Source organism: Tritonibacter horizontis, from assembly GCF_001518015.1.
Lineage (GTDB): Bacteria > Pseudomonadota > Alphaproteobacteria > Rhodobacterales > Rhodobacteraceae > Epibacterium > Epibacterium horizontis.
This window is the reverse complement of sequence record NZ_LPUY01000064.1, coordinates 45254-61019: the sequence shown is the minus strand read 5'-3', so window position 1 is coordinate 61019 and position 15766 is coordinate 45254. Positions and strand designations below refer to the sequence as shown.

Annotated in this window: 12 protein-coding genes; 11 read left to right on the top strand and 1 reads right to left on the bottom strand. The window is 61.5% G+C overall.

The features are described from left to right. The first annotated feature begins 16 nt into the window (after positions 1 to 16). Positions 17 to 1114 (top strand): mannitol dehydrogenase family protein, encoded by a 1098-nt coding sequence (locus TRIHO_RS11050; protein ID WP_068243238.1) that lies wholly within the window; start codon positions 17 to 19, stop codon positions 1112 to 1114. Then, positions 1111 to 2079: an aldo/keto reductase gene (locus tag TRIHO_RS11045; RefSeq protein ID WP_068243235.1), complete on the top strand. Its 969-nt coding sequence runs from the start codon at positions 1111 to 1113 to the stop codon at positions 2077 to 2079. The genes TRIHO_RS11050 and TRIHO_RS11045 overlap by 4 nt, the downstream gene beginning before the upstream one ends. Positions 2080 to 2084: 5 nt before the next feature. Here the strand turns inward: TRIHO_RS11045 and TRIHO_RS11040 are convergent, their stop codons facing one another. Further along, positions 2085 to 2987, bottom strand: coding sequence for a GntR family transcriptional regulator (locus TRIHO_RS11040; RefSeq protein WP_068243232.1), 903 nt, complete (start codon positions 2985 to 2987; stop codon positions 2085 to 2087). Positions 2988 to 3120: 133 nt separating this feature from the next. Here TRIHO_RS11040 and TRIHO_RS11035 point away from each other — a divergent pair, with 133 nt between their 5' ends. The 9 genes from TRIHO_RS11035 (at position 3121) to TRIHO_RS10995 (ending at position 15701) form a co-directional block, all read left to right on the top strand. Beyond that, complete coding sequence (locus TRIHO_RS11035; RefSeq protein ID WP_082705108.1) at positions 3121 to 4155, top strand: ABC transporter permease; 1035 nt, start codon at positions 3121 to 3123, stop codon at positions 4153 to 4155. A gap of 90 nt (positions 4156 to 4245) precedes the next feature. Next, positions 4246 to 5184, top strand: a complete 939-nt coding sequence (locus TRIHO_RS11030; protein WP_068243226.1) for an ABC transporter substrate-binding protein — start codon at positions 4246 to 4248, stop codon at positions 5182 to 5184. 76 nt (positions 5185 to 5260) lie between these two features. After that, complete coding sequence (locus tag TRIHO_RS11025) at positions 5261 to 6037, top strand: ATP-binding cassette domain-containing protein (RefSeq protein ID WP_068243223.1); 777 nt, start codon at positions 5261 to 5263, stop codon at positions 6035 to 6037. Continuing rightward, on the top strand, positions 6034 to 7044 hold the full coding sequence (locus tag TRIHO_RS11020) for a zinc-binding alcohol dehydrogenase family protein (RefSeq protein ID WP_068243220.1): 1011 nt from the start codon (positions 6034 to 6036) through the stop codon (positions 7042 to 7044). The genes TRIHO_RS11025 and TRIHO_RS11020 overlap by 4 nt, the downstream gene beginning before the upstream one ends. Positions 7045 to 7055: 11 nt before the next feature. After that, complete coding sequence (locus TRIHO_RS11015) at positions 7056 to 8573, top strand: UxaA family hydrolase (RefSeq protein WP_068243217.1); 1518 nt, start codon at positions 7056 to 7058, stop codon at positions 8571 to 8573. Positions 8574 to 8591: 18 nt separating this feature from the next. After that, positions 8592 to 9323: an SDR family oxidoreductase gene (locus tag TRIHO_RS11010; RefSeq protein ID WP_207498675.1), complete on the top strand. Its 732-nt coding sequence runs from the start codon at positions 8592 to 8594 to the stop codon at positions 9321 to 9323. Between the two features lie 19 nt (positions 9324 to 9342). Then, the gene (locus TRIHO_RS11005; protein ID WP_068243214.1) at positions 9343 to 10185 is read left to right on the top strand and encodes a fumarylacetoacetate hydrolase family protein; all 843 of its coding nucleotides are present in this window, start codon (positions 9343 to 9345) and stop codon (positions 10183 to 10185) included. 238 nt (positions 10186 to 10423) lie between these two features. Further along, the gene (locus TRIHO_RS11000) at positions 10424 to 15199 is read left to right on the top strand and encodes a hypothetical protein (RefSeq protein WP_068243211.1); all 4776 of its coding nucleotides are present in this window, start codon (positions 10424 to 10426) and stop codon (positions 15197 to 15199) included. Positions 15200 to 15236: 37 nt separating this feature from the next. Beyond that, on the top strand, positions 15237 to 15701 hold the full coding sequence (locus TRIHO_RS10995) for a hypothetical protein (protein ID WP_068243208.1): 465 nt from the start codon (positions 15237 to 15239) through the stop codon (positions 15699 to 15701). Positions 15702 to 15766: the final 65 nt, after the last annotated feature.

Genomic DNA, 15766 nt, shown 5'->3' with positions numbered 1-15766 from the left:
ACTGGGAGGATCGTCAATGCCAATTCCATCTGTTTTGCAATTTGGAACAAGCCGCTTTCTGCAGGCGCATGTGGACCTGTTTTTGTCCGAAGCCGCGCCGGAGGCCCGGCCGGTGACTGTCGTGCAGACCAGCGGCGACCCCTCTCGGGCGGGGCGCGTGGCGGCGCTTGCGGCGGGGTATGACGTCAAGATTCGCGGGCTTCTGGACGGACGCCGCATTGACGAGCTGCGGCGGGTCAATGCGATCCATCGCGGCCTGTCCCTGGGGGCGGATCTGGCCGAAGTGGAGCATCTGGTGGCGCATGAGGCCGAGATAATCCTGTCAAACACAGCCGATGCCGGGTTCCGCCCGCAGCCGGTGGACCATGCCGCGACCTTTGATCTGGGCATGTCCTACCCGGCAAAGCTCGCGCATTTGTTGCGACTGCGCTATGCGGCGGGCGGGGCCGGGGTGCAGGTGATTCCCACGGAGCTGGTCCGCAACAATGGCACCGTGCTGCGCGATCTGGTGCTGGAGGTCGCGAAAGGAATGGAGCCAGCCTATCGCGAATGGCTGATGACAGAGGTGATCTGGGTCAATTCCCTGGTCGACCGCATCGTGTCGGAGCCGCTGCACCCCGCCGGTGCCATTGCGGAGCCCTATGCGCTCTGGGCGATCGAGGATCAGCCGGGGCTGAAGCTGCCCTGCGAACATCCCTCGATCCAGGTGGTTTCCGACCTTGGTCCGGTTGAGCGGCAAAAGCTGTTTGTCCTGAACCTTGGCCACACCTGGATGGTTTCGGACTGGATGGCGCGCGGGCGATCCGGTGCCACCTATGTGCGCGATGTCATGGCAGACCGGGAACCCGCAGACCGGCTGCGCGACCTCTACGCCAACGAAGTTGCGCCCGGGTTTGTGGCGGCGGGTGAGGCCGACGGAATCGCCGCCTATATCGCCGCCACATGCGAACGGTTCGCCAACCCGTTCCTGGATCACAAGCTGGAAGATATTGCGCAAAACCACAGCGAAAAATTGAACCGTCGCATCGCGGCTTTTGTCGATTGGGCCCGGGCGCAGGGCGATACCGGCGACAAGCCGATGCTGCAGGCGGCGCTTGAAAGGAATGGATCATGAAGACACGCCAGATCGGACAGACCGGGCTTTCGGTGACCGAGGTTGCCTTTGGCTGTGCCAGTATCGGAAACCTCTATCGGGAGGTCAGCGACGTGCAGGCCGCAGCCGTTCTGGATGCCGCCTGGGACGGGGGGATACGGTATTTTGACACCGCGCCGCACTATGGGCGCGGCCTGTCGGAACAACGGCTGGGCGCGTTCCTGACCCGCCATCCGGAGGCGCGGATCTCGACCAAGGTGGGGCGCGTCCTGTCCCCGGCCAAGGCGCCAATCGCGGAGGCGGACAGCTATGTCAATCCTGCCCAGAATGATGTGCGCTATGACTATTCCGCCGATGGAATCGCGGAGAGTTTCGAGCAAAGCTGCGCCCGTCTGGGGCGCTCTGATGTGGATATTCTCTATGTCCACGATATCGGCGCCTATACCCATGGGGCCGAGGCAAACAAGGCCCATATGGAGGATTTCCTGGGGTCGGGCTATGCGCAGCTGCGGCGGTTGCGCGACGCGGGGCGCATTCGGGCCTTTGGGCTGGGCGTCAATGAGTGCGAGGTCTGCCTGGACGTGATGCGTGAGGCCGGGCCGCTGGATGTGATCCTGCTGGCCGGCCGCCTGACGCTGCTGGATCGGTCTGCCGAAGCAGAGCTGGTGCCTGCCTGCCGCGCCGCCGGGTGCAGTCTGGTGCTGGGGGGTGTTTTCAACTCCGGCATCCTGGCGACCGGCCCGACCCCGGGGGCGACCTACGACTACGGCCCGGCACCGCGCGAGATCCTCGACCGGGTCGGCGCGTTGGAGGCGCAGGCGGCAGAGCATGGCCTTTCACTGGCAACGGCGGCGCTTCAGTTTGCACGCCAGCATCCGGCGGTGGCCTCGGTGCTGTTGGGGACGGCGAAGCCTGCCTCCTTGCTGCGCAATCTGGAGGCGCTGGCGCAGCCGGTGCCCGAGGCGGCCGCCGCGCTGTGGCGCTGAGGCGATCAGCCCAGATCGTGATGGCGCAGTGAGGACAAAAGCGTTGTTTTGGAGGTCCGCAAGTGGCGCTGGGTCGCCGCGCGGGCGGCCTCCACATCGCGGGCTTCGAGCGCATCAATGATCTGCAAATGTTCGTCTATCGCGGCGGCGTTGCGGATCTTCTCCTCGGTCTTGTCCCACATGTAGTGGTAGTGAAAGATCAGCGAGATCACCTTTTGAAACTCGGCGATAAAGCGGTTTCGCACCACCGAATTGATGGTCTGATGAAAGCGTTCGTCGAGTTTTGAGAATTCGTGGAAATCCGTATCAATGGCGTCCTTTAGCGCGTGATGGTCCGCCCGCAACTGGCGGATGTCGGACCAGACCGGGTGATCGACCGGCGCTTCGGTGACCTGGGTTACGGCGTTGACCTCTAGCACCGATCTGAAATCGGACAGTTCAATCGCGAAATCCTTGGTGAAGCCGAGGAGAATCCACCCCCCTTGTGGGCGACGCTGCACCAGCCCAAAGCGGCTGAGGCCGGCGAGGAACTCCTTGAGATCGTGCTGCGGCACCTCAAACGTCCGGGAGAGTTCCGCCACGGAAAGCGGCGTGTTCGCGGGGACGTCGAATCGCAACACCCAGTCCAGGAACCGCTGTTCCAGATCGCTTCGGTCCGGGCTGGCGTCTGGCTGGGCGATCCGGTCCTCGGCGCGCGGGGCGCGCAACAGGCGTTTCTCGCGCCCTTCCCAGGAAATCAGCTCCAGACCTTCAAGGCGGCTGAGGCAGCGGCGAATGACCGTTCTGCTGACGCCGGCGATTTCTGCCAGGCGGGATTCCGAGGGGATCGTGGCCTCCACCGGGAGCGTTTCGCAATAGGCAAGGAGCCGATTGTAGGCTTCCCGGTATCTGGTGTCGCTGCGTGCCATGGGCCTGCCTTCCTGAGCGTCATTGGGCGCTGACTCTGTTTTTGTACGGAATTATTAAAAACCATTGACAGGAATCGCGCTACCCCTATTTATGTTTTAAATAATTAAATGCAAACATGCGAAAGGGGGGCGTATGTCACAAGCCGTAAAACCTGCTCAGGGTCGCACGAGCACGCCGCTTGCAGGCCTGATGCCGGATGCAACCAAAATCCACCGCTTGTCCGCGCTTCTGACGTTGTTGCTGTTGATCGCTGGGTTCTCTCTGGCGAGCCAGGCATTCTTTTCCGTCAATAACGGGCTGACAATCCTGTTGCAGACCTCGGTGATCGGTCTTTTGGGGATCGGGATGACCATGGTCATCATCACCGGCGGCATTGATCTGTCGGTGGGGTCCGTTCTGGCGCTTTCGGGCGTGGCGACGGCAATGACGGTCAAGGCCGGCCTGCCGGTCGCGCCGGCAATGGCGATCGGAGTCGTCGTCGGGGCTGCCTGCGGGGCGGTCAACGGATTGGTGGTGACGCGGCTCAAGATCCCGCCCTTTGTGGCAACGCTGGGCATGATGCTTATGGCGCGGGGCCTTGCCTTGCAACTGACAGGGGCGGCCCCGATTTCGCAACTGGGCGAGGCCTTTGGTCGGCTCGGCAATGGCGCCCTGTTCCGTGTCGTCGAGATGCAGCCGAACGGGTTCCCCAAAGTGATCTTTCCCGGCATTCCCTATCCGGCGATCCTGTTGCTTTTGGTTGCAATCGCGGCGGCCTACATGTTGTCGCGTCGTCAGATCGGGCGTCATATCTATGCCACCGGCTCGCACCAGGAAGCGGCGCGTTTGTCAGGGGTCCGGGTCGATCAGGTCAAGCTCTACGCTTACGTTATGTCGGGGGCGCTGGCAGGTCTGGCGGGCAATGTCCTGATGTCGCGTCTGGTGACGGCCCAACCGAGCGAAGGCGTGATGTACGAACTCGACGCGATTGCGGCGGCGGTCATCGGCGGGGCGTCCCTGTCGGGCGGTGTTGGCACCGTGTCCGGCACCATGATTGGCGCGTTCATCATCGGCATCCTGCGCAATGGCCTGAACATGGCCGGGGTGTCGGCCTTTATCCAGCAGATCGTGATTGGCGCAGTGGTGATTGGGGCGGTCTGGATCGACCAGATCCGCAATCGACCCTGACGCAAAACGAAATCGGCGCCGCAGACGGAGGGCGGCGCCGGTCAACGAGAAGACAAGATTAACCAATATCTCTTCAGAGGAGGAAATGAGATGCGGTCCCTTAAACTTGGAATGTTTGCGTCGGTCATGGCCCTGTCCGCAGGGCTGGCCCAGGCCGGTGAAATCGCGGTTATCGTCAAGACCACGAGCTCGAATTTCTGGCAGAACGTCAACAAAGGCGCGCAAGCGGCCATTGAAGCCCAGTCCGAGCACAGCTTTACCTTTGACGGTCCCGCGACCGAAAGCGCGGTGGCCGATCAGGTCAACATGGTCGAAAACGCGATCAACCGTGGCGTTTCCGGCATCGTGCTGGCGCCGTCGGACCCCGAGGCACTTGCCCCGGCTGTCAAGCGCGCGTTCGAAAGCGGGATCCCGGTTGTGATCATCGACAGCGCCCTGACCGACAGCGCCAAAGGCACCTATCAGGCGTTCCTGTCGACCGATAACTGCGCGGCCGGCGAAGAAGTCGCAAAGCGGATGATTGCCGAGGCAGGCACCGAAGGCAAAGTCGCCGTGATGTCCTATGTTGCGGGTGTTGGCTCTGAAATTGGCCGGGTTGGCTGTTTCTCCGAGTATCTGGCGGCGAATTCCAACCTGGAGATCGTCGGGCCCTACTACTCGCAGAGCCAGATGGCGCTGGCGCTCAACCAGACCACCGACATCCTGGCCTCCAACCCGGATCTGGTCGGTATTTTCGGGGCGAACGAACCAACCGCAGTCGGCATGGGCCGCGCAATCATGCAGGCCGGTAAAGCCGGCGAGCTGGTGGCGCTGGGCTTTGACGGCAACGAGGACCTGCAGCAGTTTGTCCGCGAGGGCCTGATGGAGGCCACAGCGGTCCAGGGGTCTTTCGCCATGGGGGAATTGGGTGTGAACGCGGTCATCGACATTCTCGCAGGCGAGAAGGTTGACAGCTTTATCAACACCGGCGTGGTGTTGGTCGATCAGGAAAACATCGACACCGACAAGGCACAGAACGTTCTGTACTGAGCCCGAACAGCGAGGGCGTTCGATGAACGCCCTCGTCCCATTGATGTGCAGACCCAATACGGCAGAAAGGCAGCTCATGTCGCAAACACCCTTGGTCGAGATGACCGGTATCGAAAAACACTTTGGTGGGGTGCGGGCCGTCGACAGGGTCTCGCTCGATCTTTATCCGGGCGAGGTGGTTGGTGTGCTGGGGCACAATGGCGCCGGGAAATCCTGTCTGATGCGCATTCTGGCCGGGGCCATGACGCCAAGCGCGGGCGAAATCCGCGTCAATGGCCAGACCGTCAGTTTTGAGGACCCCAACGATGCCCGCGATGCCGGGATCGAGACGATCTATCAAACGCTGGCGCTTGCGGACCATCTGGACGCCCCGTCGAACCTGTTTCTGGGCCGCGAACTGAAAACCCGTTTTGGCAATCTGGACGATGCCCGCATGTTGGAGGAATCCCGCAAGGTGCTGGCGCGGCTCAATCCGAATTTCAAGAACCTGTCCGATCCGGTCTCGTCGCTGTCGGGGGGCCAGCGGCAGGTGATCGCCATCGCGCGGGCGATCTATTTTGACACCCGCGTGCTGATCATGGACGAACCAACCGCAGCGCTGGGGCCGTCAGAGACGGCCATGGTTGCGGATCTCATTCGTCAGTTGCAGGCCGAAGGGATCGGGATCCTGCTGGTCAGCCACGATATGCACGATGTGTTCGACCTGTGTGATCGGATCGTGGTGATGAACAAGGGGCGTCTGGTTGGCGCGCATGGCATTGACGAGGTGACCAAGGACGACGTGCTGAGCCTGATCGTCAAAGGCGAACTGCCGACCGATTGGTCCGCCCGCAATCTGGAGGTGGCACAATGAAGGATCTTGCCCAGGACATCATGACATGCGGTGTGTGTGTCGAACCGGGCAGCTTTGCGCTGGAGGAACGGCCCAAGCCGCAGCGGGCGCCGGATGGTGCGCGTCTGGTGGATATCGCCGCGATTGGGATCTGCGGCACGGATTATCACATCTTTGAAGGCAAACACCCGTTTCTGAATTACCCGCGCATGATCGGCCATGAGCTGTCCGGCCATCTGGTGGACGGCCCTGATGCTGGGCAGCTGGTCGTGATAAACCCCTATCTTTCCTGTGGCACCTGCCGGGCCTGTCGGCGCGGCAAGCCCAACTGCTGCAGCGCCATTGCGGTTCTGGGGGTGCACACCGATGGCGGCATGTGCGCCCGGATCGCGGTGCCCGAAAGCAACCTTTACCCGGCGACGGGGCTGACCGCCGTGCAGGCCGCGATGGTCGAATTTCTGGCCATTGGCGCCCATGCGGTGTCGCGCTCGGGCTGCGGGGCAGGGGATCAGGTGCTGGTCACCGGCGCCGGGCCGATCGGGCTGGGGACCGCGCTTTTTGCACGGATCGCCGGGGCAGAGGTGCATTTGATGGACCTCAGCGCCCAGCGACTGGCGGCGGCCACGTCCCTGTTTGGGTTTGACCAGACCCATCTGGTCGGGGATGACATTCTGACCGGAGACCTTGCCGAAGGGTTCGATCTGGTTTTTGATGCGACCGGAAATGCCCAGGCGATCGAAGCCGGGTTCCCTCTGGTGGCGCATGGCGGCAGTAGCGTGCTTGTGAGTGTGGTGAAGGAAAACATCACCTTTGCCGACGCGGAGTTCCACAAGCGGGAGACCCGGATCATTGGCAGCCGGAATGCGCTGAAGGCGGATTTTGACCAGGTCATGGACGCCATCCGCCAGGGGTTGATTCCGACCGATGCGATTGCCTCGGATGTGCTGCCGCTCTCGGTCTTGCCAGACCGGTTTGGTGAACTCGCCGCTTCCCGCGACCACCTGATCAAGGTGCTTGTGACACCGTGAAAGACACGCCCATGACTGACCAGCCTTTTGCCCTGTGCCTGCATGACGCAGACAACGTTCTTGTTGCCCTTCGCACCGTGCCCGACGGGACGGCGCTGCCCGGCAACGTCACCGCACGAGAGGCGGTGCCCGCCGGACATAAGATCGCATTGCGCGCGATCTCCGCTGGCGAAAACATCCTGAAATATGGCCAGATTATCGGGACGGCCCTCGTGGATATCGCGCCGGGGGCGCATGTTCATGTTCACAACCTCGGGATGGGCGCGCACAAGCAGGACTATCAGTTCGGGGCGGCGGCGGTGGCTCTGCCGGACCCGGAGGGGCGTGCCGAGTTTCTCGGCTTCCATCGCCCTTCGGGACGTGTCGGGACGCGGAATTATATCGGCATTCTGACCTCGGTGAACTGCGCCGGTTCCGTCGCGCGCTTCATCGCGGAGGCGGTGGCGCGGGAAAACCTGCTGGATGAGTTTCCCAACGTCGATGGTATCGTGCCCATCGTGCACGGCTCTGGCTGCGGCATGTCGGGGAAGGGCGAAGGCTATGAAACCTTGTTCCGGACCCTTGCCGGATACGGCCATAGTGCAAATTTCGGCGCGATCTTGATGATCGGGCTTGGCTGCGAGGTGATGCAGATCCCGGATCTGGTGGACCGCAAGGCGTTGAAGGACAGCGCGCGGTTCAGATATATGACCATCCAGCAGCAGGGCGGCACCCGTGCCACGATTGACAAGGGGCGCGCCATCCTGCGCGAGTTGGCCGCCGAAGCGAACAAGGCGGTGCGCGAACCTGCCGCGGCTGCCCATTTGGTGCTGGGGATGCAATGTGGCGGATCCGACGGCTATTCCGGGATTACGGCGAACCCCGCGCTTGGGGTGGCCTCGGATCTGCTGGTGCGCCATGGCGGCACTTCGATCCTGTCGGAAACGTCAGAGATTTACGGCGCAGAGCATTTGCTGACCCGGCGGGCGGTGGATGAACCAACGGGGCGCAAGATTGTCGATCTGATCGACTGGTGGGAAGACTACACAGCCCGCAATTTCGGCGAGATGGACAACAATCCCTCGCCGGGGAACAAGCGCGGCGGTCTGACCACGATCCTGGAAAAATCGCTTGGGGCAGTGGCCAAGGGCGGTAGCGCGCCGTTGGCCGGGGTCTATAAGTTTGCCGAACCGATCGACCAGCCCGGCTTTGTCTTTATGGACAGTCCTGGCTACGATCCCTGTTCGGTGACCGGGCAAATCGCCTCTGGTGCGAATTTGATCGCCTTTACCACCGGGCGCGGCAGCGTTTCGGGGTACCAGCCCGTGCCCTCGCTGAAACTGGCCTCCAACCCAGATCTCTGGCGGCGGATGGAACCGGATATGGACGTGAACTGCGGCGATATTCTGGAGGGGGTGAGCCTTGAGGCAAAAGGGCAGGAGATCTTTGATCTGATGCTCAAGGTGGCGTCTGGTGCGCAGACCAAGAGCGAGGCGCAAGGCTTTGGCGCGGTGGAGTTCGTGCCCTGGCAAATCGGCGCGGTGATGTAAGAGCTGCCTAGAAGGAGAATGAAGATGACGGTCGATCTGACGGGCCAGAGGGTCCTTGTCACGGCGGCGGCGCAGGGCATTGGCCGCGCCAGCGCCGAGGCGTTTGTGCAGGCGGGGGCCGAGGTGCTGGCCACCGACATCAACGCCGAGGGCCTGGCGACATTGGCGGGCTGCACCACGGCGCGGCTCGACGTGCTGGACGCGACGTCCGTGGCCGAGGTCTGCGAGGCCTACGGGCGGATTGATGTGCTGTTCAACTGCGCCGGGGTGGTGCATGGCGGCACGGTTCTGGAGTGCACCGACGCGGAACTTGATCTGGCCTATGACCTGAACGTCAAGGCGATGGTGCGGATGGTGCGGGCGGTGCTGCCGGGCATGCGAGAGCGTAAATCCGGCGCGATCATCAACATGTCCTCGGTGGCGTCCTCGATCAAGGGCGTGCCGAACAGGTTTGTCTACACCACGACAAAGGCGGCGGTTCTGGGGCTGACCAAGTCAATCGCCGCGGACTATGTGGCCGAGGGCATCCGGTGCAATGCGATCTGTCCCGGAACGGTACAATCGCCCTCGCTGGATGAACGTCTGGCGGCAACCGGGGACTACGACGCCGCCCGTGCAGATTTTGTGGCGCGCCAGCCGATGGGGCGCATCGCACAGGCGCAGGAAATCGCCGATCTCGCCGTCTATCTGGCCGGTGCGACCTACACAACGGGCCAAGCCTATTGCATAGATGGCGGATGGACCATCTGATTAATTTGGGGACAAGACTATGAAACTGCTTCGTTATGGCGCTCCGGGCGCAGAAAAACCCGGCCTCTTGCACACGGATGGCACCATCCGCGACCTGTCCGGTCTGATTGATGATCTGTCTGGCGCGAACCTGGCGCCGGAGCGTCTGAAAGCGGTGGCCGATGCCGATGCAGACGCGCTGCCGATCGTGCCGGGCGAGCCGCGCCTTGGTCCGGTGGTTGGCCAGACGGGCAAATTCATCTGCATCGGTCTGAACTACGCGGATCACGCCGCCGAAAGCGGCCTTGAGGTTCCGCCAGAGCCGGTGATCTTCATGAAGGCCAGCTCCGCCATTTGCGGCCCGAACGATCCAATCATCATCCCGCGGGGATCTGAAAAGACCGATTGGGAGGTCGAACTGGCGGTGATTATCGGCAAGCCCGCCAAATACGTCTCCGAAGCGGAGGCAATGGACTATGTCGCGGGCTATGCAGTCACCAACGATGTCTCCGAACGCGCCTTCCAGATCGAGCGGGCCGGGCAGTGGACCAAGGGCAAGAGCTGCGACAACTTTGGTCAGCTTGGTCCCTGGCTGGTGACACCGGACGAGGTTGGCGATCCGCAGAACCTCAGCATGTGGCTGACCGTCAATGGCGAAAAGATGCAGGACGGCTCCACCAGCACGATGGTCTACGGCGTTGCGCATCTGGTGCATTACCTGAGCCAGTTCATGACCTTGCACCCCGGCGATGTCATTTCCACCGGTACGCCTCCGGGCGTCGGGCTTGGCATGAAGCCGCCGCAATACCTCAAGGCCGGCGACGTGGTCGAGCTTGGTATCGAGGGATTGGGCACGCAGCGTCAGGACGTGATTGCGGACTGACCCTGACAGATCGGAACATGGCGAGGCAGCAGGCAACCTGTGTCGACTGCTGCCCGCCATGCGCCTGCGCCAGAAGCAGATTGTTTCTAACACTTCGTTAAATTTCTTCCCCCAAGCGCCCCAGGTGTCGTAGCGTTAGCTCAATACGTTTGAGCGACTACGATTTTTTGCATTTTGGGGAGACTGCGCCATGGGGACGTTTGACGTTAAGGGTGGAGAACTAAAAAGCCTTATTAAAATGGCACGGAAGAAACCGCTGGCCTTTGGGTACAACCCCGGCAGCGGACCCGCCGATGACTATTTCGGCCTCGACCTGCGCAAACCGGCCAAGGTGGTCGGGAAAGCTGCCAAAGACGAAGGTGTCGGCAAAAAAGCCGCGTTTGGCACGGTCACTGTCGAAGGCAAGCTGATGTCGCTGACCTGCGACAAAGAGCTTCCTTCGATGGCCAAGAAGCTGAAGAAATATCTGAAATCCCAAAAGGTAAACCTGAATATCCAGATCCTCGGCCCGGATGGCAGTATCCTCGACAGCGATGTCGAGGAGGGGCTGCCCGACGATCCTGATTTGGCTGAAGCCCCGCCTGCTGTGGCGCCGACCGAAGCGCCGGTCGGACCCGAAACAGCGCCGACCCCGCCTGCAGCAGTCAGCCCTGAGCCGCTGGCCGAGGGCGATGTTCTGGTTCGGATGAAGGGCGATCTGAAGGCGCTGGGCGCGCGGGTGCAGGGGCTTGATGCGGATGCCCGCAAACCCTTCACCAAACCCTATACCCAACTTGTGGAGATGCTGAAGGCCAAAGAGGTCGAGAAACTGGAAGCGGGCCTGGCCAAGGTCAGCGCCGCCCTGGACAAGATTGTCGCCTCGGCAGGGGCCGGGGCGCCGCCGCCGCCGGACGGCCCACCAGCGGGCGACGGAGAAGCAGATCCGAACGCGGCGAAATGGCTGGCGATCAAGTCCAAACTGGAGGGCGAAGTTGCTGCGGCCCTGAAGCGCAACGCCGGTGACGTATCAAAGATCCGCGCGGTTTGGGGCTACGCGCTGGAACAGGCTGACGGCAACAAATTTGCGGTCGCGATCAAGGCTGCGGCGGAAGTGAACAAGCTGCTGCGCGAGGCCGAGAGCGCAGCCCCCGAGGGCGCGCGCGAGGGCACCGTCGAAACCCGCAAAAAAGAATTGCAGACTGGCAAGGAAATCCTGGCGGCGTTGAAATCCCTTGGCCCGGACCTCAAGGCGGCGATCAAGGTTTTACCTGAAAAGCTGAACGAGGCCAAAGGCTTTGCCGGTGAAATTCAGTCGGCGGTTTCCAGCAATGATCTGGATCTGGCGCGGGTCACGCTGACCAAGGTTGAGCTGCTGATCGCAGAGGCGGCGCGGCTGCGCCAGCGGGCGGCAGACGAGTTGATCGAGGTCAGCAAACTCTTTGATGCGGCGATTGAAAAGGGCACAGGCGATCTGGATGGCTTGCGCGCGGCCTTTGCCTTTGCCCAGGGGAAGCTGGAAAACGAGGAGTACGCAGCGGCCCTGGCGTCGTTTGAAAAGGTGCGGGAGCTGGCGGCCGCGGCGGCCGCGGCAGACACCTCCGATCAGCAGGATGCGGCGGCCGCAGGCGCGGAGATGGCCAAGACCATCGCGGCGTTGGAGGATGCCGCGGCACTGCGCGCGGAGCTGGAGGCCTACAAGGTCCGAATGGATCTTGCCCTGCCATTCATGCCCTATAAATCGGGCGATGCTGCGACGCTTTATACCGATGCAACGGCCGCATCGCGCACAGATGACCTGACCGGTGCAAAGGCAAAAGTCACCGCTTATGCGACGCTTCTTGCCGAGATCGAGTTCGAAAAGACCGTCATCGAGAAACGCAAGAAGAACCTATTGGAGTCACTTGCGAAACTGACAACGCCCGAGGGCGCGACGGAGGACGAAGCTGCCGCATTCGAAGCGCAGCGCACGAAAGTCACCGAGGCGCTGGCCGCTGTCGCGCCAACGTCCGAAGATTTTGGCCGGGCAACGGATGCGTTGCGGGCCTTTGACCAGCTGATTGCGCCGGCACAGGCGCGGGCAGCACTGCGCGCGGCACTGGCCAAGGTGGTGGCGGATCGCGACGCCAAATCCGCAGAGATCGACCAGTTGAAAGCGCTTCCGGGGGACACCAAACTTGCCCTGAAATTGCAGCGCGCGCTTGTGTTCCAGTCCGCCCAGATCGACAAGCTGACCGGGGCCGAGAAGCTCAAGCCCGCAGAGGCGATGCTGAAATCGCTGCTTGCGACCATCACGCAACTGCAGGCTGAAGAGGCTGAGATCACCAAGGCCGCAGCACTGAAGGAGCAAGCGCTGCGCGAGCATGGGGCGCTGAAGGGCGACCTGGATGTGGCCCGCACGATCTACGAGGTCTCGGCGGAGTTCAAAGCGGATGTAACCGCCTTCCAGAACGCCGATTCGATTGCGGGTCTGCGCCTGAACGGAAAAGAGTATGGCCGGGCACTTGCGGCGATTGACGTCCTGCGGCGGGCAACGGCCAAGCTGTTGGCTCGAAAAGCGGAATTCGATGTGCTTGTGGCCTTGCGCAAGACAGTCCTAGCCAAGTCTGGTGAGTTTGCCGTCAAATACGCCGAGGCCCAGCTGACTTTGGAGAACACCACCGAGGCTGCCCAGTTGTTCAAGGACACCGAAGCGGCAGCCAAGGCGGCAGAAGAAGCCGCGAAAGTGAATGACTGGCCAACGGTAGACGCCCAGATCAGTCAGGGGCTGATCGACGCGCAGCGCCTGATCGACCTGAAAGACACCTGCGCCGCCTTGCAGGCGGATCGGGACGACGCATTGCAGCGCTTTGTCGCAGTCCGCGACGGGACCGATGCGACACGAAGCAGAACCGGGGCGACACCTGACTTTTTGGCCTGTGTCGCGTCGATGAACGCGAAAATCGCAAGCTTTGTCGAGGCCTATAACACCGCCGGGGATGTGGCCAAATGCGTCGCACTGGTAGGCGAACTGGAAACGCTGGCGCAGGAACTGACGGGTCTGGACGCGGCAGATCAACAAGCTCAGGCGGACCGCCGCCTGATGCGTGATGAATACGCCAAGGTGCAAGCCAAGCTGAACGACGCCCATGCGGTCAAACCCTATACCGACAAGATGATGGGGCTTTTTGCTGCCTTCACGGCGGCATGGGATGTGTTGCTCGCTGCGGATAAAACGGCCGCGCCTGGTGCAATGGATGCGCTGACAGATGCCGTGGCGAAGGCCGATGCGGTGCTGGCGGAAAAGGCGGAGAGCGACAAGGCAAAAGCGGCGGCGCGGCAGGCCTGCGCGGACCGGGTTCTGGTGGTCGAGCCGGATGTCGATGATGCGTTGGATGAGACCGCGGACAATGCCCCGGATCTTGACACGTTCGACAGGCGACTGAATGACAAGTGGGTGCGATACGAAGACTTGCTGGCCGATGAACGATATCTCGAAGCGGTTGCCGTCCTAGACGAGCTAGCGGTGATTTCTGCGGAGACACAGGCCGCTGTCGCGGGGGCACAAGCGGCAAAGGGTCTGCGTGAAACCGAATTCGAAGCGAAATACAACGATGTGTTTGTCGCGCGTGTGGCAGCAGTGCTCCAGTTCAGTGACATCAATGATGAGATCAAAGACCTGAAAAAACAGGTCGATGACCTCTCGGATGAGTGTGATGACGCTGATGTAAAAGACAATTTCGTACTTGGCCTTGAAAAATTCGCGGCACTGGAACCGGTTCTGGTGAAGCTGGAAGGATTGAAGGCGGATCATGACAGGCTGGTCGCGGACAGAAAATGGTTCTCGGATGAATGGACGGCGCTGAAGACCGATCGGGATCTCGCAGATGCAATGGAGCCGGTTGACCGTGAAACAGAGGATAAAATCACGGTGTTTCGCGCCAGCCTCTCAGCCGCAGTTGGTCTCTTTCAGGCCAAGGAATACACCAAAGCCCGCGCCGCTTTCGCAGCCCTGAAAACCGCCCTCGCAGAGCTTTTGACGGTGAAGGCGCAGCACGATCTGCTCAAACCGAAACGCGATGCGGTTGCGGCCGAGTGGGCGAAGATCAGTGCGACCTATACCAAAGCGAATGCGATGCGTCCCCTGACGCCTGAGCTGGAAAAATTGGTTGCCCGGTTCGACGAGGTCATGGGGCTCTATCGCAAGGCCTTTTTCGGTCACGACTATGACGCGGCGCTGATCTTTGTTGCCGATGTCGGCAAGGCCGCAAATGCGCTGGTTGCAAAGGAAACCGATCATGCGGCGGCGGATCTGGCAGCCGCGCAAAAGGCGACCGTGGCCGAAACCCAGCTTGATGCCATCGACCCGGCCGATCTGAAAACAAAGACGACGGAAGAAAAAATCGACTTGCTGAACGCGCTTCGCGGTCAGAAAAAGAGCCTGACCCAGAAGCAGCGCGAATTGCAGATCAAGGTCTATATGTCGATGGAACTCGATCCGGATTTCATCAAGGTGGATGATGAACGGCGCGACAAGCTGAAGGAGGCGATCCGCGACGATCAGGAACTGCAGGCGGCGCGCGCCAATTGGGCAGATACCGATCCCGGCACGATGATTTCCGCCGAGCGCAAGGTCGCGTTGCTGACCAAGACGTTAAAGGCGGAATGCGAGATCTACGGAATGCCGGTGCCAACGGTTCAGACCTTTTCGGAGCCACCGGGCGATCTTGGGTCGTTCAACCCGTCGACCAATGTGATCAATATCAATACCCACGAAGAGGCGACGTTCGATGACTTCTTCGATACGATTGACACCATCGTGCATGAAAACGCCCACAACTATCAGGACTATCTGGTGCAGCGGTTGCAAGAAGGGCTGATCCTGCCGGGCGACCCCGAATACAAACAGGCGCTGATGTTTGCCGCCAACTCCGATCCCTACGGATATGTGGTCGGCAAGGAAGACAGGGATTGCTACCTGAAACAGCCGCTTGAGGAACACGCCTGGAAGACCGGTGGAGATGTGCAAAAAGCGCTGAAGCAAGCCCCGACCGTTTGACGCGGTTGCCGAGCAAAATGAACGAAGGAAAGCTGTTATGACAACAACTTCTATCGAGATCACCTATCTGTTTGACGACGGGCGTCGGGTTGCATTGGGAACTGGCACCATCGACGCGGCGGGTCACATCGACATCACCACCCCTGCGAGCGGTCAGGAGGCCTATATCGCGGCGGAAGTGGCGGAGCTGAACGCGCGCAGTTACGTGATCCTGAAGGAAATCCCGACCGATCCGGATTTGCCGCAGTTTGCCCTGAGCAAGCGAAAAGTCTACCGGGGAGATCCTGCGTTTCTGTCGGCGCTGAAGGATTATGGTCAGCGCGTCTATGCGATGGATTTTTCGTTTGATATCGAGGCGTTGCAACCGCCTGCGCCAGGGTTGACGGAGCTGCCGGCGGAGGAGGCACCGCAACCAGAAGCCGATATCAGCCCGTTGCAGCCTGGCCCTGATCCTGCGCCCGACACGGGGCCGGTCGCCCGTAAAAAGCGCAGCACGGCCTGACGGCGCTTTGACAGGGGGCGGGGCGTTGCGATCTGGGGCCACCGTCAGCCCCTAGCGGCGGCCCG